Below are 25,019 nucleotides of genomic sequence, written 5' to 3'. Positions count from 1 at the left end.
CTGTGGACCCATCTTATGTGACTGCAGAACTCTTGTCCCTAACTCGATCGTAGAATTCTTCCATGACGGCTAAGAAGGATTGCTCCTTTGGCCAAAAGGCTGGAAAGTCGCCTTGGGTTTTAACCAAAATTCCTGAGACCCCCGTTGAAGGTGGAGCATTAATGGTTTGGGGAAGCCGCTTTTCCCCTTGCCAGAAGTCTTTGAGCTGTTCGATCTCGGGTGCAGATGTGGTGAGGGGTTGGGTGTAATAGCTTGTGTCAGGTTCTGGTTCTGTTTGCTGGGCTGTTAGCTCAGCAGATAACGCTTGACCCAGGGGAGATTTAGCCAATTCCTTTTGCAAGTTTTCCCGAGATAAACCCCGCAGCTCAAACAGTAAAAATGGGTCTTGGTCGAGTTCAGCAGCTAAGAGGTAATAGACGCCGGCAATATGTTTGCAGGGATTACTCCAGTCGGGGCAAGAACATTGAGTGGTGAAGTTAGAGTCACGGTGGGGCAGAAGGTTCAAATCCAGCTTGGCAAAGGCATCTTCAATGTTGTCGGGCATTTCGTTTAGCATCAGCCTTGAGATCAGACTGGCTTTGGATGCGATAAATGCGATCGCAGCAGCCCAATTGGCTTTGCTAATTGACTCAAATTCAATGCTGGTCTTATACAACGGCTCTTTATACACCCCGAAATAGGGGTTCACCGAGCCTCGAACTTCAGCCTTCACTGACCCATCCTTAATGATGAAGCTCTTGACCTTGTTCCCCCGAGCATAGGATCGCCCTCGCCCCAAGCGTCCCGGATCGGTAATCTGCTCAATTGCCGTCAGAAATCGTTGGCCCCACCAGGTGCGACTGAAATTAGCCATGGGTAATTACTCCTCTAAAAACGTCCTGAGCTGTTAGTGCTAGACTCGGCAATAATTCATCACTCAGAACACGATCCTCTCGATAGGTAATAGGTAATTTTTCAGGCATAAACACCGTAATAGTTTTTGCCTTAGGATCTACAATCCAGACTCTAGATATGCCTGCGCTCAAATAATCGGTTGCCTTTTCTGCCATACCCCCAAAAGATTGATCGGGTGAAATGACTTCGATTGCCAGTTCTGGTGGGAGAGGACAGGGACCATCTTCATCTCCCATGCTAGAGAGACGATCATTAGAGATATAGAGCAAGTCAGGGACAGGAACCCAAGGTTTGTCCCCTCGGGATAGAACAACAGCCCATTCAACCCCAATCTCTCCTCTAGAAAGAGCCCAATTCTCGAGAGTTCTGCTTAAGGCTAGACAAGTTCTTGAATGGAAACGGTGTGAGGACACTTTGGGAACAGCTGCTCCATCGATGAGTTCACAGGCCGTTTCACCCTCAGGAAGCGAGAGAAACTCATTTAGGGTTAGTTTTCGCGTTACAGCCTGAGTTATGATGTGCTTTACCTTAGACAATCAGGATGGGGCTAAGTCTAATGTAGTCTGCTTCTGCAGATTTTTTAGATTAGGGCCTAATTCTTTGATGACGGTTGTGAATCCTTGGAAGATTTAAGGAAGATTTTAGAGGTCCAATTCCCGTGGAATCCATGGGGGACATGATGTTTAAGGTGTAATTTTGCAATCACTTGATTCAGATCTTGAGCATCTAAAATAGTTACATAAGAGTGATGGGTGGCCGCATCGTAAACGAGTGAGATTAACCATCCATCATCTTCTTGGGTGCCGTGAGGACGAGGGACAAAAATGGGCTCTCCTGCAAATCCCTTGGGGGCCACACTCCATATCTGCTGATCGCCGGTTTCTTTGTCTAGCTTCAGAATGGCTTGCAGTGGGCCATTCTCAGCTGAACTATTGCAAGCACTCATGTAGACATAACGATGCGCTTTACCCACCCATGCCGGATTGACGGATGGAAATTCACAGCCTCTTTCTATAACTTTGCGGTGGACAACAGTTTTTGGGGATAAATTTAACTCAAACTCCCATAATTCTCCGTTGGGAAAATCATCAAAGCTAATGGCTGCTAAATCCAATTCTTCCTGTTGCTTTTGCGGGAAGGAGTCACTACAAATGGATTCAAAGTATATTTTCCCGTCTTTCTCCCAGGCATTGCCATGGTGAAAGCCAAAAAATGAATCGGTTTCTAGTATCTCTAGATCATGATTGCCATGGCGAGAAATCAATATGATTTTGGTCGGTTGCTCTGGGTTGAAGTCAAAGCATTGTTCAATGGTTTTGAATCCCAGCAGGAAAGGCAATCCTTTCACTTGAAACGGATGCTGCACAAAGATGTAGTAATTTTCCGTTACCAACATATCGTGCAAAAATGCGAATCCTGATAACGGATGAGAATGCTGTTCTAATTTATTGCCAAATTCATCCAATTCAAAGATGGTTAAGCTTTGGGGCGTAATTCCCTTAACGCCAAAATTGATAAATCGATTGTCAATGATTCTAGGATGGGCTGAAAAAGGTTGCTTGGTCTCTAGTAAACCATTCAAATTGTTTGTGCCAATCGTTTCTAGAGTTTCAGGGTTGAGCTGGTGGGGTTGACCGCCTTCCCACATGGCCCATAATTTATCTCCCCAGTAAATAACACTAGTATTCGCTGCATTTTTGAAATTGGTGTCAAAGATATTCGCTAGCCATCCCCCTGCTTTTTGGGTGCCAAACCCTCGATACAGGATCTTCCCAGCTGCTTGCTCTTTGAGATAGCCTTCTGTACGAACGTAGCGATTTTGGAAGTGGGCCTGTCCTTCCTGGAATGTGATGGCACAGATCATGCCATCTCCATCGAAGGGATGTCCGATCTTTTGGCTGTTGACCTCTAAGCTTCCAGGCCCGTTGCGAAATAATGTGCCCTGGAGTTCTGGGGGGAATGGTGCCTTCTATTTCATCGATCCAATAATTATATTCAGTAAGCTGAGATTCATAGCCTTTGGCCCAGTCTTTGACGAGGGAGCTTTTCTCATTTAAAGCTGCTGTTGATGTAGCCATTCTGCTGGTATCGTTACAATCTGTAATGATCTTAGCTCAAAAGTCCCTAGGCTCAGGTTTGAGATGTCGCAAATTAGTTACTAGCTAATATCAGTGACTTACTTTCTTTGAACAAGCTAAATCAAGTGGTCTGTATCATTCAGTTCGACTTGCATAAGCCTGAATTCAAAAATTTTTCAAAGTTTGTTTTTCAGGAGCAACCTTTTTCATTTGGATTAAGTCTTACGATTACCCTAAGATCCAATGAATCTGTTAGAAAACTTTCTAGGTCCTATCCTCACGTCTTTTGTGATTGCATACTCGCACTCTTCATAAATCACTTTTGCGCACAGACGGGTACTGTTTGAGATGATAGCCCTGCAGTTATGCTGATGGATAAAAGAAATACCGATCGTTTAAAAGTCGATGCTTTGCTGTCTTAACCCAGATTGTGAGAAGCCTCTAAATCAAGAGTCTTATAAGTTCTGTCTGTCTTGCGGAACAAAGTTATCCCACCGACTTAGAAACCGCTTCAAGATCATCAAACCTCTCGGGCGAGGAGGCTTTGGCAAGACTTACCTAGCTGAGGATACAGATAAACTCAATGGCACTTGTGTCATTAAGCAGTTGTTCTATCAGGGGCAGAGTAGCAATGCGAATCAGAAGATTGTTGAATTGTTTATGCGGGAAGCTGAGCAATTAAATCGCCTCAAAGCCAATCAGCAGATTCCTGATTTACTCGCTTACTTTGAAGAAGATGGTTTTCTTTACCTAGCCCAGGAATATGTAGAGGGGCAAGACTTGCTAAAAGAGTTACAACAGGAGGGGCCATTCAATGTAGTCAAGATTAAAGCATTTTTTCTGGACTTATTACCTGTCCTAGAATTTATCCATGATGGGGGGCTAGTTCATCGGGATTTAAAGCCAGACAACATTATGCGCCGGCACCATGATGGTCGTTTGGCCTTGATCGATTTTGGAGTCGCCCGCCAGCTTTCAATGAGCCAGTCTAATGTTACAGGGACTAAGGTTGGCTCTCCTGGCTATTTTGCAATGGAACAATTTGCGGAAGGTAAGGCATCAGCCTCTAGCGATTTATATAGTCTTGGTGCAACGGCCTTCCATTTGTTAACAGGGCAATATCCAGGCGAACTATGGACAATGCAAGGGTATGCCTGGGTAAACAAGTGGCAAGATTATTTATCGCATCCCATGGAGCTATCTCTACTTGCCGTTCTGAATAAACTGCTTCAAATTAAAGCGGAGGATCGATATCAGTCTGCTTCAGCAGTTCTTTCAGACTTAGCTGCATCTCCTCAGACTAATCCTCAAGCACCAACAACCCCTATTCACTCTCAGTATCCGTCCTTTCATTCTCCTGAGCCTGTTCCCCAATCATCTGTCTCCGGTTCAGTTAGTCCTTTTGCCTCTGCAGCTAAAAGCTCATTCAATAGAAATCGACGTCGGTTTTTGACCTTGACAATTTTTGGGGGAGTGGGTTTAGGGAGTGGGCTGCTATGGAAAATCATTAGGGACAGTTCAGTTAAGCCAGTTTCGAGTCCAGAAGAAGATTTCGAGCCACTTTGGGGAAGTCCATCACCCGATTCTGGTGCTTCGCCTACACCTCAGTCTTCATCAAATGTTCAAAGATTTAACTTTGAAGTCGTGAGTGTCGATGAAAAAGGGACCATTGTCAAACGTGATCAAAGCCAAGCCCAGTTTTTTACTGAGGATATAGGCAATGGAATATCTCTAGAGATGGTAGCAATACCGGACGGAACTTTCCTTATGGGGTCTCCTCCTGGAGAATTGAAACGACTGGATAGAGAAAGCCCACAACACGAAGTGAACGTTCCTGCATTTTTCCTAGGGAAATATCCAGTTACACAAGCACAGTGGGAAGCCATTGTTGGCTCTAACCCTTCTAAATTCAAATTCACAGGTGCAAATCGTCCAGTAGAAAATATTTCTTGGGAAGATGCAGTGGAATTTTGCAATAAACTCTCCAAGAAAAGTGGCAAGGCCTACCGACTGCCAAGTGAAGCTGAATGGGAATATGCTTGCCGAGCCGGAACCACAACCCCCTTCTATTTTGGGGGAACCATGACAACTGAGTTGGTCAACTATCGAGGGACTGACTACATTTTGGGGAACAGAGTATTACATTCTGGCAAGTATCACCTTGGCCCTCATGGAAAATGGCGACAGCAGACAACGGCGGTTGGCCTTTTTTTGCCAAATGCTTTTGGCTTATACGATATGCATGGCAACGTTTCGGAGTTCTGTCAGGATTACAATGAAGGTGAAAACTACATCGGTGCTCCTACTGATGGGAGTGTATGGATAAGTCAATCGGATAGCTCTGCGTATATTAAACGTGGGGGATCATGGAATGATTATCCTAAAAATTGCCGTTCTGCATCTCGTAGTGGCATTAATCCTGGCAATAGCAGTGATTCCGTAGGTTTTCGCTTGGCTTTATCTGCTCCTATCTCTCCATGAGACTACCTTCTTTAGAAGATTACAATCTGAAGTTCTTGTCCTTATTAGTTCAGTGTTCTTCTACTCTGAATCTTGCATCCAGTAGTTTTCCACTATTGGGCCAGATGACTTTATTCCAAAATAGCGCTCTTGTTGAGAGAGATTAGTTTCTTAAAGGACTCATTATCGAGTTCTGTTAACCACGACTCATCCGACCCAACAATCGCACCGGCCAATTTTTTCTTGTCCTCAATCATTTCGTCGATCCGCTCTTCTAGGGTGCCGATGGCAACGAACTTATGGACAAATACATTTTTTTTCTGGCCAATGCGGAAGGCGCGGTCTGTGGCTTGGTCCTCTACTGCCGGATTCCACCAGCGATCGAAGTGGAAGACGTGATTGGCTTTGGTGAGGGTGATGCCAACCCCACCCGCTTTGAGAGACAGGATAAATACAGACGGTCCAGTCTCCGGATCTTGAAACTCCGTAATCATCTGTTCCCGCTTGTTACGGTTGGTACCGCCGTGGATGTAGTAGGTGGTGTAGTGGTGGGTTTGGCGTAGATACTTTTCCAGGGCATCACCGAGTTCGGTGAACTGGGTGAATACGAGTAGACTCTCCCCTTCCTCCATCACTTCGGTGATCATCTCTGTGAGACGACTGAGTTTATGGGAACGCTCGGGGGTGAAGTCACTTTCATCTTGAAGGAACTGACGGGGATGATTGCAAATTTGCTTGAGCTTCAGCAGGGTTGAGAGAATCATGCCCTTGCGCTGAATACCGTCTACCTCGTCAATCTCTGTGGAAATATCCTTGACAACGGCTTCGTAGAGGGAGGCTTGTTCTTTGGTGAGATTGCAGTACAGCTTTTGCTCCACCTTGTCAGGCAGATCTTTGATAATCGATTTATCCGTTTTGACCCGCCGCAGGATAAAGGGCTCCACTAGCTTTTTGAGGGTGGTGGATTGCCTGCGGTCATTGTCTTTTTGGATGGGTAGTTCAAAGTTTTTGCGGAATTGGTTTTGTTTGCCTAGATATCCCGGATTGAGGAAGTTGAAGATGGACCATAAATCTAGGAGCCGATTTTCGACGGGGGTACCAGTGAGGGCTAGGCGATGGGGGGCTGAGAGTTTCAAGATAGCTTTGGTTTGGGCCGCTTTCGGATTTTTTATATTTTGAGCTTCGTCTAGGACAATTCGGTGCCAGGGGACGGCATCTAATAGCTTGCTATCCCTGCGGGCTAGGCTAAAGGAGGTAATAACCACATCATTTTGGTCAGCCATTATCTTGAAGTCTTTGGCTGTTTTCGCCCGCTCATTGCCGTGGTGAACAATGGATTGCAAATGGGGGGTAAATTTCTGAATCTCTCGTCGCCAGTTGCCTACCACGGAGGTGGGGGCAATCAGCAAGGTGGGGGGGATTGTTTCGTCGGTCTGCTCCCGTTCTTGAGCTAATCGGGCAATCACCTGAACCGTTTTGCCTAAGCCCATATCGTCGGCCAAGCAGCCGTTTAGACCGAGTTGTTCCAGATAGTGTAGCCAAGAGACGCCCCGCTTTTGGTATTCTCGCAGGGTGCCATTAAGGGTTTCAGGATCTGCGATCGCATCCAGCTTACTTTTATCCTGAAGCTGCTTTAGCATCTGGGCGAGGGTCTTGTCGCGGTCAAAATCAACCTCAACATCCTCTCCCCCTTCTGCGGTCATCCGCATAAAGTCTAGGAGCGTCATATCTGGGTTTTCGGCCTGCTGGGTCTTCCAGAATTCCAGCATCTGCTGCATTTTGTCCTGGTCGAGGTGCATCCACTGGCCGCGAAACTGAACCAGGGAGGATTTAGCCTGAACTAGGTCCAGCCATTCCTGTTCGGAAACTTTTTGGTCGCCAATGGCGAGGTCATATTTATATTCGACCAACCGATCTTGGGAGAAGTAGCTTTTGGATTTATCGTTGGTGCTGGAGAGGGACTTGCCCTTCGCCCGCAGCTTGATTTTGGCCCGCTGCCGTCCTTTGGGTGTCCACCAGGCGGGCACAATTACCTTATAGCCTGCATTCTCTAGCACCCAGGCGGATTCCTGTAAAAAGTCTAGGGCAGCACCAATTTCTAAAGGAATACCGATCGGCTGGTCCGTTTCTAATCCCTGCCAAAGCTGGGGATAAATCCGAGCCGCATACCCTAAGCCGAGCAACAGATGCTGCTCGAAACTCTCACCTAACTGCTTTTGTAATTCCTGCTGCTTTTCGGGTTTGAACCGCCAGTAGTCCAAGAGGGAAATTTGTAGGGACGGATCTTGCTTGGGGGCAACGAGGAACTGTAGTTGCCAAGCTTCTTCCGGCTGGGGTGGATCTTGCAGCTGGAAGCAAAGGTAAAAGGAGGTTGAAGTTTGGGTTTTGCGGATGCGATCGCGCCAAACGCGCCACTGCTCATATAGCTCCTCACTGGTGTTCTGAGTAGTTTGCAATCCCGTTTGCGATTGCAAACAATCTTCGAGTAAAGTGCTGGCGATCTTTTTAGTAAAGCTCGAGGGTAAATAGGTCGCCGTGATAATTTCAGTCAGTAAATGCTCTGAAAAATGCCGCAGCAACGTTTTTCGATCATAAAAAGTGGGAGATTTTGGACCTTTAGTGAACCCAGAGACACAAGCTAGGGGCATATAGTCCACAAATCGGTCTAGTTCAGTTTCATAGGATTCACTGACAATTTCCCACGCTGGATAAATTTCGACAGACTGGGTTTTTTTCTGAGATTTAGATTTGCTGCGGGAGCCCTTGGCGGATGATACCTCTCGGTGACGCAGAGCTGGAATATATTGATCCTTCAGCAATACGGGCTTGAGGGTTTGGGTGTAGTGATACCAAAACAGTAGGTCAGTGCCTAACTGCATATCCGCGAGATTATGGAGGGCAATAAAGTGCAGCTCATTGAGCAGCTTGATGATGTTGGTTACGGGTTGCTGTTCATACTGTCCCGTCTTTACCCAGGTTTTAACCTCAAAGCAGTTCACTTGCCAATACTGCCATTCAAAGGTTTCAGGCGTGGCTTCCTCTAGGTACCGAGCTAGTTCTAGGGAAGGTAGGGGAGCTTGATCCGTACTGGGGAGCAAGAAATGCCGAGAAGTAATGAGTTGCTCTAGGGGACGGCCTGGTTTGACGCCTAAATCATTGCTGAGGAAGTCTTCTAATTCATCACTGGCCAACTGAAAGGGATGAATAGAGCGAGCCGTTTTGCGCTTCTTCTTAGGTTCAGTGGTTTCAACCCAAAGGTAGAAAGCTCCTTTTTGGATAAATGCTGCTTCGTCAGGAATCCAGGTTCCGTGGATGATCTTCATGACTTAGGTTAAATACAGGGGGGTAGGCATCTAAGGTTAATCAAACTGTATCAGGCTGATTCTAAAAGACCAATTCACCACGAGCCATGATCAGTAAAATGGGCCCAGACCTCTGCATATGAAATTATATTCAGACGATACATTGACTGTAGTTTCTAATGATTCTATAAAAATTCGGTGAAGTTGCAATCTTGCAACCTCTTGTTACCGATCAGCATTGCCAGTGAGAAACTGTTGTCCTATTCCTGGAGTTAATGATTGAATATGCGAAACTTCCTCTTCCTGATTGTGATTATTCCAGGTGTAGCTGGAGTGATTGTTTTTGGCAATTCAGCGTTAACAGATTGGGAACAACTTAGAATCGATTACCGAGCTTATGAAGACGTTATCCGTAGTACAGATGATTTATCTATGCTGTTCAAAGCTGAAGCTGCTCAAAATATTCAGCGGATTAATTTGTTTGCAGATGGCGTTTGGGCCTTGCTGAGCAGTATCTTAGCTGCCATTGGCCTGCATGGTTGGTTGAGTCACTCAAAATCATGAGCTATATCCTCCAAAATCCAGACCTTGTATTGGAATTATTGCTTGAGCATGTGCAAATGACGGGGATTGCTTTAGGGGGAGCCGTAATCATTGCCGTTCCCATCGCTTGGATCATTTATCGGTGGACGTGGCTGCAGGGACCTGTTATGGGGATATTGGGGGTGATTTATACCATTCCCAGCTTGGCCTTGATGATTTTGCTGATTCCGTTGCTGGGACTCAGTTCCACAACGGCTATTGTGGCCATGATTCTGTATGCCCAAGTTATTTTAGTGCGCAGTATTGTGGTGGGTTTACAGTCTATTCCTCAACCGCTATTGGAGGCTGCCCAGGCGATGGGCATGTCAGACTGGCAATGCTGGTGGCAGGTCCAAGTTCCGTTAATGCGACCGGTCTTTTTGGCGGGTGTTCGCTTAGTCACGACGGTCATTATTGCCTTAGGAACTATTGCAGCTAAGTTTGGTGCGGGGGGATTGGGCATATTGCTGTTTGAGGGAATTGCCCAAGCAGGTCGGTATGACAAGATCTGGGCGGGGACTATTGTGGTGGGCTTTCTAGCTATCACCAGTAATGGTTTGTTGTGGCTGTGGGAACAACAGTTGCAGCCTCAGACTCCTCAACGTTAGGTGGGCATTCCGTTGGTTGTCTTGATAGGGTTGTGAAAGAGCGCCTTATATCTGGTCTCTAGAAGTATGCCAGTAGCCTTGTGAAGGGATGGCTTACGGGGAACTAATTAACGTATTCTGAACTAGAATTTGCTCATCAAGCGGCATCAATCCTGAATTTAGACTTTAATGGCAGATTTGCAACCTTACTTCCAACTGCTGCATGTTTCTGCGGATGTTACGCCTGCCGAGCTTAAGGCTGCGTTTCGGCGTCAGGCTAGAACATGCCATCCGGATCTGCACCCGGATAACCCAAGTGCTGAAGCTGAGTTTCAGCGATTGAGCGAAGCCTATGACATTATTTCTAGCGCTCTCCATCCTTCTAGCCAAGCGGATGAATTTATTCATGCAGATGGTAGCAATGGTCTGACGACAGCTCAAGCTCTGTATGCCCGAGGGACCCAAAAGGCTGCAGAAAGAGATTATGTAGGGGCCATTCAGGATTACACCCGTGCGATTGAATCGGATCCAGAATTTTTGGATGCCTATCTCAAACGGTGCCAGGTGCGGTTTGTTCAAGGGGATGATGAAGGGGTACTGGCAGAATGTGCGGAGATTCTGGGTTTAGATGATACGGTTGCCCAGGCTTATTATTATCAGGGTAGAGCCCGATTGCAGTTAGGATCTGCCCCCGCTGCCATCGCATCCTATAGCCAGGCCCTTGCCCTAGACGAAGAGTATGCCCAAGCCTGGTTGCACCGTGGGCGGGCTCGCCTGGAAATGCAGGAAGAAAAGTTGGCCCGTGAAGACTTAAGCCGGGCCGCGCAACTATTTGAAGCCCAAGGTGAGCCGGATGAAGTCCACCGAGTGCAAGTGATCTTGCAAGAGATGGGTCGCAGTCCCCGCCCGAAATCTGAGGTTAAAGTCAAAAGAAAAGGATTCAGGGAACAAGGTCTCTTACAGGATATTTTTACGACGATTCCTGAATTTTTTTGGAACCCGAGTGGTGGGTTGTTGTCCACTTTTGCCCGCTTGTCTGCCAGACGGGCCACTGAAGTGGGGTTAGGCTATGGGGGCCTCTCCCTAATGGGTTGTGTGTTAGCCGCTAACCTATTTCCGATTGTCTTTAGTTCGGTCACCTTGGGAGAACGGTTTGTACTCGGCGCGATGCCGTTTTTTAGCTTGATTTTTCTAAATCAACTTGCCCGCAGTCTGACACGAACTCGGGGTAGTTGGGCCAGCGATATCTTTATCAGTGGGGCAACGCTGTTACCCCTGAGTCTGTTGATGTTTTTAAGTGGGTTGGTCATTCAATTTGGGGCGGCTGGTGTTTGGATCGCTACATTCTATTTGGGGTGTGATGCAGTGCTAATACTGTATGTTGGCTGCTCTCAAGTTAATAATTTGTCAGAGCAAAGTGCTACTTTGGCCGTTCCGACCCTATTATTGGTAACCAGTGCGTTGACCTATGGCACGTTTACGATCTTTGCTAGCTGACCGACAGGAATGAAACCGCCGTTGTGATTGTTACCCTCATCGTTTTCTTGGGATGGATTGTCTCTGTTTGTCTGCACGAATTTGGACATGCCATTATTGCCTACTGGGGTGGAGATAAAACGGTCAAAGATAAGGGGTATCTCACCCTTAATCCCCTCAAGTACACGGATGTTTCCCTGAGCTTGGTGATGCCGATTGTCTTTCTGCTGATTGGTGGTATCCCGTTGCCAGGGGGGGCAGTCTATATCAATCGCAGCCTGATTCGGAATCGTTGGTGGGATAGTGCCATGTCTGCAGCAGGGCCTGCAGCAACGTTTATGGTGGCGTTGTTATTGGCAGTGCCTTTTCGGTTAGGGAATCCGCTGGAGACTTTGGAAACCTCGATAAATTTAGGAACCTTTGAGTTAGAAACCCTGACCACCCAAGATCAAGTGTGGTTAGCACTTGCATTTTTAGGGATGTTGGAAGTTGCAGGTGCCGTTTTAAATCTGTTACCTATCCCCTCTTTAGATGGCTTTGGGATTATTGAGCCTTGGCTCTCCCCACCTTTGCAGAAACAAGCAAGGAAGTACAGCCGTTACGGTTTTCTAGTCCTATTTGTTTTGTTGTGGTTTGTGCCTGCTGCCAATGCCGCCTTTTGGGGAATTGTGTATGGCTTGAGTCAGCAACTCGGTATCCCGGTGTTGTTTTCTAGAATTGGATATTTAGTGTTTCGCCAGTGGACCTGGTTACCGCTCGTGATACTGGTGGCAACCATGGTCATTGGTCAACGCCTTAACCCTCGGAACCAAGGGCAGTCTCAGCAAACGGCGGATTTGCAGCGTGCGATCGCAAACTCAGAACAAGCGGTCCAAGCCAATCCCGATCAGCCCCAATATTGGTATCACCGGGGACAGCTGCTGCTCGAAGATCATCAGTATGAAGCTGCTGAAGCGGCTTTCCATCAGGCCATTCAATTGAAACCCGATGCCGATACTTGGCATTCCCGAGGGATTGCATTGTTGTTTATGCAGCAATACGAACATGCGATCGCAGCCTTTGACGAAACCCTGCATCTGCAGTCTGACCAAGCCTTAGCTTGGGTGCATCGAGGACGGGCTCAGCGAGGATTACAGCGATATGAAGATGAAATTGTCGACTACGATCAGGCCCTCGCCCTTGACCCTGAAAATGCCAATATTTGGTGTGATCACGGCTTAGCCCGCTATCATCTGGCCCAATATGAGGCGGCCATTGATAGCTTCGATCGAGCTGCCTATATTGATCCAATTTCTTGGAATGCATGGTACTTAAAAGGGCTAGCCTTAATGCCCCAGAATCAGTATGAGCGGGCTATTCGCTGCTATGACCATGCCTTGAATCTGCGGGCAGATGCGACCCAAACCTGGATTGCCAAAGGGTCAGCTTTACTACAACTCCAAGATTTTGAAGGGGCGATTGCCTCCTATGATCAAGCTCTTTCCCTAGAGCCTAAGAATGCCACAGCCGTTTATAACAAGGCCTGCACCTTTAGTTTGCAAGGACAAAGTGAAAAGGCCTTAGAGATGCTGAGTCAGGCCCTTCACCTCGATCTAAAAGTCAGTGACCTCGCAGCTTCTGATGTGGACTTGGATCCATTGCGCTCAGAGCCAGCATTCCAGCAGTTGATGGCTGGTTATAATTCTGACGAAGCCATGATCTCCAGTTAGGTTAGCCAAATAGATCGGTGCTAAGAACAATGATGAGTAGTATATGGTCTTAATAGTTAGGCGTCTTCTGTATCAAGGTTTTGACTCGGGCTGATATAGATTGAAGCTCCCCTCAGCAGCCGAGAGAAAGAACAGAGCTGAGGAAATCTGGTAACAGGAAAGATTCATCGTTGAGTAGACGATAAACCATTCCACCTAGAGGATGCTGGTCTCGAACCATTCTTAAAAGCCCTGCTGATGTTGAGGGTTGATGGATCAAGCCGTCGTGCTTGAGAGTTGAACGCTTGGGCTGAAGAGAAGGCCATCATGCTCTGAAACTCCTACGGTGCAGTCTTTTTTCTGCATGGCAGAATGTAATGTAAAGGAATAAAAAGTGTTACGGTGAAATGCGGCCTGTTGGCTGGTGTTGTATTGAATTGATCTCCCCCCATGTTTCTAGTCTTCTTTCTTGTCAGTACAATCACTGTCCTGCTGATGAGACTCCCTTTTTTGAAGTCTCAAAGATTGCTGAGTTCAGCTTTGGCTGCTTGCCTAGTCGGCATACTCTTGTTTGGTAATAGTGTGGCCGCCCTTACCCTAAACCTGCCCCAATTGGCGGCAATGGGAGCAGCAGACAACGCCTTAGATCAGCGACAGCGAGTTCTCGATGAAGATCTGAAAATTGACCCCACTAGATTGCGCTACCGAGGTCTGGAATATGTTCAGTTTCAGCCGGAAGCTGAACGGCTTACTGATCCAGAAATTAAATCTTTCATTCAATCAGACATCAACCCAGAAGTCTTTGCCGCAGTGGCGAGCGGTTCGGTGCAAATTTTTGGCAATGTCCAAGACATTGATATTGCCCGTAGTATTGTCACTCAAACTAAAGATATTCCTGGCGTTAGAGAAGTCATGTTTGATATTGGCTTAGAAGTCAAAGCTGAGTAATAAACTTCAGAAAATCCTGCCCCCTTTAGGGTAGGGTCAACTGAGCTGATGAATTAAAGAACTGACGATACACCCCTGTTGCCACCAGCAAGGTTGTCACTAAGGTGGCGAAAGCGAGCATAAACATAATAAGTATCTGATAGGAAGCCGCTTCTTGGGGATTGACGCCGCTGAGCAACTGCCCCGTAATGATGCCAGGTAGTTTGACGAGGCCGACCACCATCATGGCGTTAATTGTGGGAATGAGTCCGGCGCGGATGGCGTCACGGCGATATTGGGCAATCGCCTGTTGAGGAGAGGCTCCCAGGCAAAGGTGGGTTTCAATTTCATTGCGGTTTACTTTTAAGCTTTTGACGAGCCTTTCCCCTGCGATCGCAGCTCCATTCATGGCATTTCCCATGACAATCCCTGCTAAGGGAATAAGATATTGCGGGTCAAACCAATTGTCCGGTTGCAAGATAAAAACAGTCGTGTAGCTTAGGGTCACAACCGTACTGATAAAAATGGAACCCCATAACCAGGGGATAAGGTGGGGAATATCTTTGCCAATGCGGTTGCGAGATTCAATACTGGCGACGGTCAACATGCCTGCTACCAGTGCTAGAACTGCACCTGGATGTTTCCAGTCAAAAATAAACCATAGTACATAGCCCATAACCATGAGCTGTAAAACCGTTCGACCGGTTGCTAAAAATAAGCTCCAGGTTAAGTCAAGTTGCTGCCAAGCTGAGAGACCAATGGCTATCGCCATTAAGCCTAATGCCCAAGCTAGGTCAATGGGTTGAAGTACGATTAAGGCCAAAAGGGATTGAGGAATTGAGAGGTTTTGCAACACTAGATGCTTCGTTCCATCAGTTCAGTCTCTATTGTATGAAAGCAAACCTGCTGGACTGACTACAGGTCAGACTCTTTATACTGCTTCAGTATTTAACAAGGATCACCACAAGAGGACAAGACCCTGCAAACGCTGTCATTATTCTTTTACCCAAATGCGGAAGAAACAGCGGGTTTGGCGATAAGACCCCATAGGTTTTGGGCGGAAATTCTTGTCATTTTGATGCAGCTATTGATGTTGAGAAGCCTGACTGCATTAAAATCAACTGGCCTTTGAGACTAACCCACTGTGGATTGACGCTAAGGTCTCGAAGATGCCGTCTATGGTGGTCTCCTGTCCTTGAAATAACTCATCGGGACCGCCTGCATGAAGGTTGCTGAAGGGTGGTTCATAAAGGGCAGAAGCTTCTACAATGCCTTGTGCAGTGAGCTGATCGATCACCATTTCAATAAAGCGGATCTGTGGGGGTGTAAGGCTGCGGTCATTTAAAAAATGAGAAAAGGCAGCTTGAGCGGTCTTGCGATCCATCCCCACGAGGCTGCGGATGAAATGAGCTAGGGATGGGGTATTACTGCGCGTTAATAAATTGGAGAGTAACGGAGAGTGTTTAGATTTTTGTGTAAGCCGTAACGTATTCAATAGTTGAATCGTGTTGGGAACAGAATAGCAAAATGGGACAGCGCCGCCTTCCAATTCAAAATCGGTCTGGTCCATCTCTTCGAGATATTCCTCATCGCCAGAAACATCAATTTGTAGACAGACTCTTCATTCGGGAAGACAGCTTTGGTCTTAATCACCTTTCGCAGTGAGCGATTGAGCGACTCAATGGCATTAGTGGTGTAGATAACCTTTCGGATGGCCATTGGGTACTTAAACAACGGAGCAATATTATCCCAATGCCGTATCCAGATTTGGCTGATGCCAGGATACGTCTGGTCCCATTTGTTGGCAAACGCATCCAAGGCAGCCTCAGATTCCTCCAAAGTGGCCGCTTGATAAATGGGCTTGAGGTCTGCAGCTACGGCTCGACTTTCCTTCCAAGGCACATGGCGCAAACTATTGCGAATGAGATGAACGATACAAACTTGAACTTGAGTATCGGGATAGACCGATTCAATCGCCTGGGGAAAGCCTTTGAGACCATCACAGCAAGCAATCAAGATATCCTGAGCGCCTCGGTTTTTAAGGTCTGTGAGCACTGAAAGCCAGAATTTTGCTCCCTCCCGCTCGGCAGCCCCTATCCATAATCCCAACAGCTCTTTGTTTCCCTCCACAGTTACCGCTAGCGCGACATAGACGGCTCGCTTGCTGACTTGGCCATTGACTTTGATGTTCACATACAGGGCATCGAGATAGACAATCGGATACACCTCATCCAATGGTCTTGAGCGCCAGTCTTTAACCTCCTCCATGACACTATTGGTGACGTCACTAATCAGACCCTCAGAGATATTGGCCCCATACAGCTCCACCAATTGAGACTCGAATATCACGAGTGGTCATGCCACGAGCATATAAGGCGATGATTTTCTCGTCGAGTCCCGCGATACGTCGCTGGCCTTTGGGCACGAGGACAGGCTCAAACTCACTGCAACGGTCGCGAGGAATCGATAGGTCCATCTCTCCTTGTTCAGTCTGGACGGTCTTTTTCGAGTAACCATTGCGACTGTTTCTAGGGCCATGAGAACGCTCATCGACGGAGGATTGATGCAGGTGATGAGTCAATTCACCTGCCAAGGCTCGTTCCACTAGGCGTTTGCTGAGTTGTTTGAGCAGTCCTGATTCGCCCAGAATATCCTCTGGCTGTGGATTCTCTCCAATGAGTTCATCCAATAGCTCATCAACTCGATTGGGTACTTGTTTCTTTCTAGACATGATGCGGTCTCCTGGTGTGTTTGGATTCTAGACCGCTTACACAAAACTCTGATCAGTCTCAATTCAGAGCCACTTACATTAGGTTGTGCTGCACCTTCAGCTAAAATCTTTATCTGCTGTTGACATATCGCAGACTTTAAAAAGAACCACAAATATTTTCTATCAATTGCTGCATTTCCTTTTAGTGAGAAACGGCCAACTCGCTGGTTCAGATAGGCACGGTAGCCACTTAGATCTGGGACTATTCCAAGTTTCCCAGTAGTTGCACCCGACATAGCAATAAGAATGTTATCAGATAGAATCCTAAACTTTTCTGCTTTTCCTAATTTTTCTGGTGGTATCTTTGCCGTATTTTCAACGTTAACCGTTGCACCATCAATATTCGAGATTCGGATAACTGGATACCCATGCTCTTCAAAGTCTTTGGATTTAAAAGCGAATCCGCCTTCCACTTTAAGCACTTCACCCATAGGAACTAGAAGCATGCTCATAGCATCCTCTCCAATTCCTTCCGCCCGGCAGAAATCTCCTCTTCCAACTTCGCCAACCGCTCCACAATCACCCCTGATGGGTCATCTGTTAGCTTAAGCATCGGCACTGTTCCCTTCGACTTCGCTCAGGGAACGGTCACCACTAGCAACCGCTGGCTGAGCGGCTTGCCCTGAGCCTTGTCGAAGGGAGCCGAAGCCAGCACGCGACTCATTCTGACACTCCGCTAACCGCTTCAACTCATTCACATCCCCCCGCCATCAAAGCCTCCTTCTTCTTCCGACCCCAACCCTGCACCTGCTTCTCCCGCCGAAAAGCATCCTCCACCCGAGCAAACTCCTCAAAATAAACCAACTCAACAGGCAACCGCCTCGCCGTATGTCTAGCCCCTTCGCCACATTGATGCTGAGCCAATCGTTTCTTCAAGCTCCACGTACTCCCCGTGTAATAGCTATCATCAGCGCATTTCAAAATGTACATATAAGGCATAGATAGTTTCTGTTGGACTTCTGACTTCGGCATGTTCCCTTCGACTTCGGCATGTTCCCTTCGACTTCGGCATGTTCCCTTCGACTTCGGCATGTTCCCTTCGACTTCGCTCAGGGAACGGTCGGGTAATGTAGAGAACGGTCGGGTAATGCAGGGAATGATTGGGTAATACAGGAAACGCCGCTCGATCACCTATCGCTGGGTGAGCGGAGCCGAACCCACCTCCCCACTGATGTCTCCTTTGATATAAGTTTCAGGACAAGCCGATCAGGGAATACTTACCCCCTCATAAAGCAGCCCTATCGGACCTTCAAAATCAACACTCTCCAGCCGAATCACCTCTCCCTCTTGATACGCCGTATACAGCCACATTCGCCCCTCACCCCGACGATAAATTTCAACACCGATCTCCGTAGAACTAATCAGCACATACTCTTCCAAGCTAGCCAACGAACGAAACTCTCTAAACTTATCCCCACGATCTTGGACCTCAGTTCCTGCCGACAGCACCTCAATCACCAATTTGGGATGCCGAATCGCATCCAGAGCAGCCTTATCCCGCTGATCACAGCTCACCACCAAATCAGGATAACGATATCGGGTGGACGAAACGCTGACCTTAGCATCCGCAATATTAATGCGGCAACCGTTTTTCCGCACCTGAGGCCGTAGTGCCGTCAGTAAGTTAATCGCAATATCATTATGGGGCAGCGTCCCCCCGTCATCCCTAACACCACACCATCAACAAACTCATAGCGAAGTTCTTGCAACGGTTCCCATTCTAGATAAGCTTCAACCGTCATGCGGTGAGGGCTAGAGATAGCGACCATGGCACAGGAATCCTCTGAGATAGCTATATTATGTCCTATTCGTCATAGCAGCTAACGCCGCTCAACCACTCATCATTGGGTTCAGCACCCTGAACCTTTTCGAAGGGCAGGCCGCTTAGGAAAATCAGTCCGACCCTCTATTGTTAGGTGAGTCTACCGTTAGGTAAGTCTACCGTTGGGTGAGCGAAGCCGAACCCAATAACCCCTCCAACTCCCTTCGCCCTTCAGCAATCTCCTCCTCCAAATCTGCCAACCGTTCCAAAATCACCCCTGGCGGGTCATACTCCACCACCTCATAAACCACCTCCTTATAACGATTAATCGACAAATCATAATCATTCTCCGCAATCTCTTTCTTCGGCACCAAAAAGCTCTGCTCCGTCCGCTGGCGCTCCACCTCCGCATCCCGAGCCTGCCACCGCATCAAAATATCCGGCAAATCACTCTTATCCGGCTGCTCTGTCCGCTTATCATCCAAGCTAAACCCATCCGCCTGCATGTCATAAAACCACACCTGATCCGTCCCACCAGAATTGGTCTTCGTAAACAACACAATCGCCGTCGACACCCCCCGCATAGGGCTTAAACACCCCCGATGGCATCGAAATAATCCCATCCAGCTTCTGATCTTCCACCAGCATCTTCCGCAGGGCCTTGTGGGCCTTCGACGACCCAAACAACACCCCATCCGGCACAATCACCGCCGCCCGTCCCCCCGTCTGCAACACCCGCAAAAACAAGGTCAAAAACAACAGTTCTGTTTTCTTGGTCTTCACCACCTTCAACAGATCCTTTGCCGTCGTCTCATAGTCCAAACTCCCCGCAAAGGGTGGATTCGCCAGAATTAAGGAATAGGCTTCCTCATCATCGCCCGCCGCTGCATCCGCCTCAGCCAAAGAATCTTTATAGCGAATATCCGGCTTCTCTACCCCGTGCAGCAGCATATTCATACTGCCAATCCGCAGCATCGTCGAATCAAAGTCATACTCGGAAAACGTCTCTTCATTAAACCGCCGCCGAGACTCCGCATCCTTATAAATCACCTCACTGTGGTGATCCATCAAATATTCCGATGCCGCAATCAAAAAGCCCGCCGTCCCACAGGCCGGATCACAAATTACATCCTTTGGGGTTGGTGCCGTCAACGCCACTATCAGCTTGATAATGTGGCGCGGCGTCCGAAACTGACCATTCTGCCCCGCACTGGCAATCTTGCCCAGCATGTACTCATACAGATCGCCCTTCGTATCCCGATCCGCCATTTCAATAGCGTCAAGCTGATCCACCACATTCGCCAACACCCGCGCCGTCGGCATCATAAACAGCGCATCCTTCATATGGTGGCTATAGGTAGAATCCTCTTCGTCTCGGTCCCTGAGCGTCCCTTCGACTCCGCTCAGGGAGCGGTTGCTGAGCGGAGTCGAAGCGCCAAGTCCTTTAATAAACGGAAACACCCCATCTCGCAAAGTCTCAAACATCTGCTCTGGGGCCGTTTCCTTAAACCGTGACCAGCGCAAATGATCCTGGTCAGGGGCGAAAATCGGTTCCTCAATCGGCTTCCCTGACCGATTCGCTTTACTCTCCTTGCGGGTGTGTTGCTCATCTAACTGCTTGATAAACAGCAAATAGGTCAACTGCTCAATCACTGACAGCGGATTAGAAATCCCCCCCGACCACATCGTGTCCCAAATTTTGTCAACTTTGGATTTAATCTCGCCAGTAATCATAAATATTTCTGAATTCTTCCTGATGGAGCTGATTTAATGTCTCGACACTGAATGCTGAGATTTTAATAATCTCAGTCATTCGGCTGAAGATTCTCCCCAAGATTCATAAAATCCGGCGAGTAGAACCCAGAATGCCCTAAACAGGCGAAGCGTCATTCAACCAATATTGAGACTATCGACAAAATATCGCACAGCTTGAGTTTCCAAGCAAACGAGCTACAAACCATAGAGTTTGAGCAAAGCAAAGTTGGGAGAAACCTGTTGTTGGTGGCATTGCAATCATTGATTAAAATGATATCAAGTGTCAGGAGTCATCTGTATGGCCAGCATCACTATTCGAAATTTAGATGAAGATGTCAAAACGAAGCTGCGTGTACAGGCAGCACAGAATAATCGCTCCATGGAGGAAGAGGCTCGTGTCATTCTGCGACAGGCATTAGCTCAGACTGTATCCGAGCCTAATATTGCTGATTTAGCACTGCAATTATTTGGCCAAGACAATGGTGTTGAGCTAGAGGCCCATCCTGCTGTCCTGCCACGGGAACTAGAGCTTGAATGATCATTCTCGATACGAATGTGGTGTCAGAACTTATGAAGCCAGCTCCGTCTTCACAGGTGTTGGACTGGATGCGTGATCAAGATCAAAAGGATCTGGCGATTACGGTGATTACCTTGGCAGAAATTTATTATGGATTGGGTCGCTTGCCAGAGGGCAAAAGGCGTGAAGATTTGCACCGTAGATTTAAAATGTTTGTCGATAAGGGTTTTAGAGATCGACTATTGAATTTTGAGCCTAAAGCAGCTTTGGCTTACGGTGAGTTGTGTAATACCCGTTTGCAACAAGGGTTACATGTGGATGCCTTCGATATGATGATTGCTGCGATCGCAACGCAATACAGTAGTGCGATGGTCTACGACCAGCCTTTGGCCATCGCAACTCGAAACATAAGCGATTTTGAAGGGTGTACGATAAACCTCATCAACCCTTTTGTAGGGTAGAGAATGATGAGCATGTGTCAAAGCGGATGATCGGACTCGAACCGACGACATTCAGCTTGGGAAGCTGACGTTCTACCACTGAACTACATCCGCAGAACGTGAATATTAAGATAGCATCCAACTCTGACTCCTTAATCGAACTATAGATTTTGTCAAGAAGTGAACTGAGACGTTGCCTATGTATTCAGCTTGGGAAGCTGACGTTCTACCACTGAATTAAGCTTCAGCAGGATTCACTTCTGCGATCGCACGATCCATAAATGCTTGCCAATGGGGAATGGGTTGCCAGATTTGCAGTAACGCCTGTTGTGCATCCTCAGGTGCCATCCGTTGTCGCAGAACTCGATACAGATACATAAACGCCGAGACCCGCATATTTTTAGCGCAGTGCACAAATACCTGGGTATGGGAGCGCTGATCCATAACTTCAAAGAAACGGATTAAATCATCCAACGTCGGTACGTCCCAATCCACCGGAATGTGGACATATTCCATCCCTAGCTGAGAAACAATCTCTCCTTCTTCTGGAATCGCATCTGTCGAACTGACCAGTGCCAAATTAACAATGCTCTGATAGCCCGCTGCTTGAATGTCCTTAAATTGAGCAGTCGTGGGTTGGCCTGCCGTTCCAACCTGATCGGATAACGCCAGGAAAGCCTGGATTTGCTCTAGATTTTCATCAGCCATAAGCCCTTTCCTGCGGAGAAAATCCGTAGTTCTCCATAGATTTAGCCTACAAGATTCACTAGAGGTGTGGCAGGCCCCAGGTGCTATCCGTACAAATGCTGACCCTGACTTACTTCTGCAGATAAATGACTGCAGGTATAACAAATTCCTCAAATGCTTAGAATTCGGTGTTCCTCCTGAATACAAGCCCTAGGCCCTCACCGTAGGCTAAGGGCAGCACTAGAGGAGGACTGGTTATGACTGTTCGTTGGCGTCAACTACTCGTGAGTTTGTCCTTATGGCTATTGGCTGAACTAGTGCTCAACCTGGTCGGCATTGATGACCTCGTTGACTACAGCGAATTTTTGTTTGAGCGTCATGCCATCGTCTTTCTATGTTTAGATCGTGCAGTTATTCCGGCCCCCAGCGTGTTCAACGCAGCCATTTCCATGTCACCCCCAAACTAAAGGCCAGCCTCAACATAACGGAGTCCTTCCATATCTAATTGGTTAAGGGCCTTATAGGCGCCTTGAATCCTGCCTTGTCCCCGCAAAAAGCCAGTATTGGCACCTGGGCAGATAAATTGCAACGTATCTTGGGTAAATTGATCAAGGAGGCATTGGACGCTGGCTATCTGTCGAGGCCAGTGAAAGGTCTTTGCCGTTCTTAAGGGCAAGGGTTGTCCGTGTTGATTGGGCAATATATGACGGCCTGTGAACAAAACTCCGCCCCAAGCCTGATAATAAAGACAGGAGGACCCCGGAGAGAATCCTGGTGTCCAAATGAGCAGACAGTGAGGTGTGATTTCTTCTCGATCGCTAAAGGTTGTGACCTTCAAATTAGGGAGTAAGTAAGCTTCCTGCTCTTGGATGACCAGCTGACAGGTAAACGTTTCTTGGATTTGACGGACATGTTGGCTAATGCCTTGGCGATGGGTAAATATGAACCAATCTACTCCCCCCTGCTCTCTCAGAAATAATTTTGTATGATCAGTCCAGGGTGGGCAATCCACAAGAATATTGCCGTCATTTTCTACAATGAGATAAGCGGTGCCCCCCAGCGTCTCACGATTGGGAGGAAACGCGAAAACTGACTCTAAAACCTGTCGTGGTTCTTTACTCACAGTAAGTCCCTTCGCCTTTGTCCCCGAGAATAACCTTTTTGCATGATTTGGATTTCCCTCTCTATCTTTGGACTGGTCCTGTATTTTATCGTTCATCACAGTGTTTCTCGGACCACAAACACCCCTACATGGCTGCTGTGGCTAGTGTTGATGATTCCAGCATTAGTGGCGGGCGGTTGGGCTGCTGTCCATGGGGCGGATGTTAAACCCCCGCCTCGACTTTGGATTCCCAGTACAGTTTTTTCCCTGATTACGTATTTGTATTTGGCACGTCCCAATAAACGCAAGCCTGCCCCTCAAACCTCAGACGCCAAGAATGCCGAATCTGAAAGCCAGCCATCTGATGCTGCTCCCACGAAGGAAGAGGAGCCTCCCAAGCCTATTGCGGCGGCTAATCTATTAACCAAAGGCGAAGAGAGCCAACTCCAAAATTGCTTTCCCTGGTCCATTTTTTACTTGCAAAATGTGGACTATCGTCCCCAAGTGGTGATCTGTCGGGGCCAGTTGAGATCGCAACCTGAAACAGCCTATCAAACCATCCAAGAAAATATCAAAACCCAGTTTGGCGATCGGTTTCTTGTAGTTTTCCAAGACGGGGCGATGAATAAGCCCTTTTTTATTCTGGTTCCCAATCCCCAAAATCAAGAGAAAGAGAAGCGGCGTGGCCCTGTGAGTCGTCCTGGCTTAGCCTTGGGTCTGTTTCTCTCCACTCTATTGACAACCACTTTGGCTGGATTGAATTTTAGTGTTCCTGACCTAACACGCCAACTGCTCAGGGACCAGCCTCAATTGATCCTTCAGGGGCTACCCTATGCTTTGGCTTTGATGGCCATCTTGGGGATTCATGAATTAGGCCATTACTTCGCCGCCCGTCGATATCGCATCAAAGCGACCCTGCCCTACTTTATCCCGGTGCCCATTAGCTTTTTCCCCATCGGCACCTTGGGAGCCTTTATTCAGCAACGCTCTCCTGTACCCAATCGCAAGGCGCTGTTTGATGTGGGGATTGCGGGACCCTTAGCGGGTCTCCTGGTGACGATTCCGGTTTTATTTTGGGGCTTGATGCACTCGGCGGTGGTGACTATCCCCGATAAGATTGAAGGCTTGCCCTTTGATGCCATGAATCCTACCTCTTCGGTGTTGCTGTCCTTGTTCAGCAGATTGGCCATGGGAAGTGCATTGACCTTGGATAAAGGAATTGATTTGCATCCCGTTGCGATCGCAGGTTGGATCGGTATCATTGCCACCGCCCTCAACCTCATGCCCATTGGTCAACTCGATGGCGGCCATATCGTCCACGCCATGTTTGGCCAGCGGAACGGGGCCATCATCGGCCAGATCGCTCGACTGCTGGTATTGTTTCTCGCCTTTATTCAGCCCCCGTTGCTTATATGGGCCATTATCTTGTTATTTATGCCCACGGTAGATCAGCCAGCCCTGAATGATGTCAGTGAGCTGGACAACAAGCGGGACCTGCTCGGGCTGATTTCCCTGGGTATTCTAGTGTTGATTATTTTGCCCTTGCCCCATAGTGTGGCCCATATCCTTTTTGCCACAAACCCAATTCCATAGGGGATGGGTGCTGCCTTGGACTCGGATCCGCATCACCTGTTGGCTGAGTCGTTGATATTCAGGCGCAGGAATGCCCCAGAGGATGACTCGACTCTGCCACAGCAAGACCGCAAAAGTGGTTCCTAGGCAGATTCCGACTCCAATAGCCGCAAACCGATTAAAGGCAAAGGCATAGCGGACTGCAGCCCAAGTAAAGTATTCGAACCATAGTTGAATGGACTGTCGCAAACTCCACAGGCTGAGGCTACCCACCGTCAACCATAATCCTCCTACGACTAGCCAGCGGGTATAGAGGGTCAGTTGGAATAACCGCTGTATTTCAGCCTGAATCTGAGGATCTGAGTTCCGCTCTGGAACAGCACCGTCTGCTGATGAATGTCCAGGGGGTTGACTCATAGG

General features: G+C 47.8%; 21 protein-coding genes, 1 tRNA gene and 4 pseudogenes. 10 read left to right on the top strand and 16 right to left on the bottom strand.

Annotation, left to right across the window (positions count from 1 at the left end; all coding sequences use genetic code 11):
* Positions 1 to 13 precede the first annotated feature (13 nt).
* From HRE53_RS01545 to HRE53_RS01535, 3 genes and pseudogenes are all read right to left on the bottom strand, one after another.
* Positions 14 to 853 (bottom strand): SWIM zinc finger family protein, encoded by an 840-nt coding sequence (locus HRE53_RS01545; protein ID WP_235108819.1) that lies wholly within the window; start codon positions 851 to 853, stop codon positions 14 to 16.
* Positions 846 to 1,409 carry a Uma2 family endonuclease gene (locus tag HRE53_RS01540; protein ID WP_315876534.1) on the bottom strand — a complete coding sequence of 188 codons (564 nt, stop codon included), beginning with the start codon at positions 1,407 to 1,409 and terminating at the stop codon, positions 846 to 848. Before HRE53_RS01540 ends, HRE53_RS01545 begins: the two co-directional genes overlap by 8 nt.
* Before the next feature lie 77 nt (positions 1,410 to 1,486).
* A pseudogene (locus HRE53_RS01535) lies at positions 1,487 to 2,972 on the bottom strand (carotenoid oxygenase family protein).
* 405 nt (positions 2,973 to 3,377) lie between these two features.
* Here HRE53_RS01535 and HRE53_RS01530 point away from each other — a divergent pair.
* Positions 3,378 to 5,453: a bifunctional serine/threonine-protein kinase/formylglycine-generating enzyme family protein gene (locus tag HRE53_RS01530; protein ID WP_235108817.1), complete on the top strand. Its 2,076-nt coding sequence runs from the start codon at positions 3,378 to 3,380 to the stop codon at positions 5,451 to 5,453.
* 110 nt (positions 5,454 to 5,563) lie between these two features.
* Here HRE53_RS01530 and HRE53_RS01525 read toward each other — a convergent pair whose 3' ends face one another.
* Complete coding sequence (locus tag HRE53_RS01525) at positions 5,564 to 8,755, bottom strand: DEAD/DEAH box helicase (RefSeq protein WP_235108816.1); 3,192 nt, start codon at positions 8,753 to 8,755, stop codon at positions 5,564 to 5,566.
* A gap of 264 nt (positions 8,756 to 9,019) precedes the next feature.
* Between HRE53_RS01525 and HRE53_RS01520 the strand changes: the two genes are divergently transcribed.
* From HRE53_RS01520 to HRE53_RS01500, 5 genes are all read left to right on the top strand, one after another.
* Positions 9,020 to 9,298: a hypothetical protein gene (locus HRE53_RS01520; protein ID WP_235108815.1), complete on the top strand. Its 279-nt coding sequence runs from the start codon at positions 9,020 to 9,022 to the stop codon at positions 9,296 to 9,298.
* Complete coding sequence (locus HRE53_RS01515) at positions 9,295 to 9,924, top strand: ABC transporter permease (RefSeq protein WP_235108814.1); 630 nt, start codon at positions 9,295 to 9,297, stop codon at positions 9,922 to 9,924. Before HRE53_RS01520 ends, HRE53_RS01515 begins: the two co-directional genes overlap by 4 nt.
* Before the next feature lie 168 nt (positions 9,925 to 10,092).
* Positions 10,093 to 11,400 carry a DnaJ domain-containing protein gene (locus tag HRE53_RS01510; protein ID WP_235108813.1) on the top strand — a complete coding sequence of 436 codons (1,308 nt, stop codon included), beginning with the start codon at positions 10,093 to 10,095 and terminating at the stop codon, positions 11,398 to 11,400.
* Between the two features lie 23 nt (positions 11,401 to 11,423).
* Complete coding sequence (locus HRE53_RS01505; protein ID WP_235108812.1) at positions 11,424 to 13,088, top strand: tetratricopeptide repeat protein; 1,665 nt, start codon at positions 11,424 to 11,426, stop codon at positions 13,086 to 13,088.
* 474 nt (positions 13,089 to 13,562) lie between these two features.
* The gene (locus tag HRE53_RS01500) at positions 13,563 to 14,015 is read left to right on the top strand and encodes a hypothetical protein (protein ID WP_235108811.1); all 453 of its coding nucleotides are present in this window, start codon (positions 13,563 to 13,565) and stop codon (positions 14,013 to 14,015) included.
* A gap of 25 nt (positions 14,016 to 14,040) precedes the next feature.
* Here the strand turns inward: HRE53_RS01500 and HRE53_RS01495 are convergent, their stop codons facing one another.
* The 8 genes and pseudogenes from HRE53_RS01495 to HRE53_RS01455 form a co-directional block, all read right to left on the bottom strand.
* A complete protein-coding gene (locus tag HRE53_RS01495) occupies positions 14,041 to 14,850 on the bottom strand; it encodes an ABC transporter permease (protein ID WP_255801111.1) in 810 nt (269 codons plus the stop codon).
* A 261-nt stretch (positions 14,851 to 15,111) separates the two neighbouring features.
* Positions 15,112 to 15,489: a type I restriction-modification enzyme R subunit C-terminal domain-containing protein gene (locus tag HRE53_RS01490; RefSeq protein ID WP_235108810.1), complete on the bottom strand. Its 378-nt coding sequence runs from the start codon at positions 15,487 to 15,489 to the stop codon at positions 15,112 to 15,114.
* Positions 15,486 to 16,683, bottom strand: a pseudogene (locus HRE53_RS01485) (IS256 family transposase). The gene HRE53_RS01490 and the pseudogene HRE53_RS01485 overlap by 4 nt, the downstream one beginning before the upstream one ends.
* Positions 16,599 to 17,195: a restriction endonuclease subunit S gene (locus tag HRE53_RS01480; RefSeq protein ID WP_235111018.1), complete on the bottom strand. Its 597-nt coding sequence runs from the start codon at positions 17,193 to 17,195 to the stop codon at positions 16,599 to 16,601. Before HRE53_RS01480 ends, HRE53_RS01485 begins: the two are co-directional and overlap by 85 nt.
* Before the next feature lie 114 nt (positions 17,196 to 17,309).
* Positions 17,310 to 17,462 carry a hypothetical protein gene (locus HRE53_RS01475; protein ID WP_235108809.1) on the bottom strand — a complete coding sequence of 51 codons (153 nt, stop codon included), beginning with the start codon at positions 17,460 to 17,462 and terminating at the stop codon, positions 17,310 to 17,312.
* Positions 17,455 to 17,895, bottom strand: a complete 441-nt coding sequence (locus HRE53_RS01470) for a GIY-YIG nuclease family protein (RefSeq protein WP_235108808.1) — start codon at positions 17,893 to 17,895, stop codon at positions 17,455 to 17,457. Before HRE53_RS01470 ends, HRE53_RS01475 begins: the two co-directional genes overlap by 8 nt.
* A 75-nt stretch (positions 17,896 to 17,970) precedes the next feature.
* Positions 17,971 to 18,533 (bottom strand): annotated as a pseudogene (locus HRE53_RS01465) (Uma2 family endonuclease).
* A 169-nt stretch (positions 18,534 to 18,702) separates the two neighbouring features.
* Positions 18,703 to 20,260, bottom strand: a pseudogene (locus HRE53_RS01455) (N-6 DNA methylase).
* A gap of 319 nt (positions 20,261 to 20,579) precedes the next feature.
* Between HRE53_RS01455 and HRE53_RS01450 the strand changes: the two are divergent.
* The gene (locus HRE53_RS01450; RefSeq protein WP_235108805.1) at positions 20,580 to 20,819 is read left to right on the top strand and encodes a FitA-like ribbon-helix-helix domain-containing protein; all 240 of its coding nucleotides are present in this window, start codon (positions 20,580 to 20,582) and stop codon (positions 20,817 to 20,819) included.
* Positions 20,816 to 21,259 (top strand): type II toxin-antitoxin system VapC family toxin, encoded by a 444-nt coding sequence (locus HRE53_RS01445; RefSeq protein ID WP_255801106.1) that lies wholly within the window; start codon positions 20,816 to 20,818, stop codon positions 21,257 to 21,259. Before HRE53_RS01450 ends, HRE53_RS01445 begins: the two co-directional genes overlap by 4 nt.
* A gap of 21 nt (positions 21,260 to 21,280) precedes the next feature.
* Here HRE53_RS01445 and HRE53_RS01440 read toward each other — a convergent pair.
* Positions 21,281 to 21,352 (bottom strand) — tRNA-Gly (locus HRE53_RS01440).
* A gap of 123 nt (positions 21,353 to 21,475) precedes the next feature.
* Positions 21,476 to 21,946: a protein tyrosine phosphatase family protein gene (locus tag HRE53_RS01435; protein WP_235108803.1), complete on the bottom strand. Its 471-nt coding sequence runs from the start codon at positions 21,944 to 21,946 to the stop codon at positions 21,476 to 21,478.
* Between the two features lie 236 nt (positions 21,947 to 22,182).
* Between HRE53_RS01435 and HRE53_RS01430 the strand changes: the two genes are divergently transcribed.
* Positions 22,183 to 22,392 carry a hypothetical protein gene (locus tag HRE53_RS01430; protein ID WP_235108802.1) on the top strand — a complete coding sequence of 70 codons (210 nt, stop codon included), beginning with the start codon at positions 22,183 to 22,185 and terminating at the stop codon, positions 22,390 to 22,392.
* Here the strand turns inward: HRE53_RS01430 and HRE53_RS01425 are convergent.
* Positions 22,389 to 23,048, bottom strand: coding sequence for an MBL fold metallo-hydrolase (locus HRE53_RS01425; RefSeq protein WP_235108801.1), 660 nt, complete (start codon positions 23,046 to 23,048; stop codon positions 22,389 to 22,391). The genes HRE53_RS01430 and HRE53_RS01425 overlap by 4 nt on opposite strands.
* A gap of 42 nt (positions 23,049 to 23,090) precedes the next feature.
* Between HRE53_RS01425 and HRE53_RS01420 the strand changes: the two genes are divergently transcribed.
* On the top strand, positions 23,091 to 24,620 hold the full coding sequence (locus tag HRE53_RS01420; RefSeq protein ID WP_235108800.1) for a site-2 protease family protein: 1,530 nt from the start codon (positions 23,091 to 23,093) through the stop codon (positions 24,618 to 24,620).
* Here HRE53_RS01420 and HRE53_RS01415 read toward each other — a convergent pair.
* Positions 24,549 to 25,016 carry a hypothetical protein gene (locus HRE53_RS01415; RefSeq protein ID WP_212661894.1) on the bottom strand — a complete coding sequence of 156 codons (468 nt, stop codon included), beginning with the start codon at positions 25,014 to 25,016 and terminating at the stop codon, positions 24,549 to 24,551. The two genes, HRE53_RS01420 and HRE53_RS01415, sit on opposite strands and share 72 nt — an antisense overlap.
* Positions 25,017 to 25,019: the final 3 nt, after the last annotated feature.

This window comes from Acaryochloris sp. 'Moss Beach' (genome assembly GCF_021497025.1).
GTDB lineage: Bacteria > Cyanobacteriota > Cyanobacteriia > Thermosynechococcales > Thermosynechococcaceae > Acaryochloris > Acaryochloris marina_A.
The sequence above is the reverse complement of the archived record's forward strand: the minus strand, read 5'-3'. Positions and strand labels throughout refer to the sequence as shown.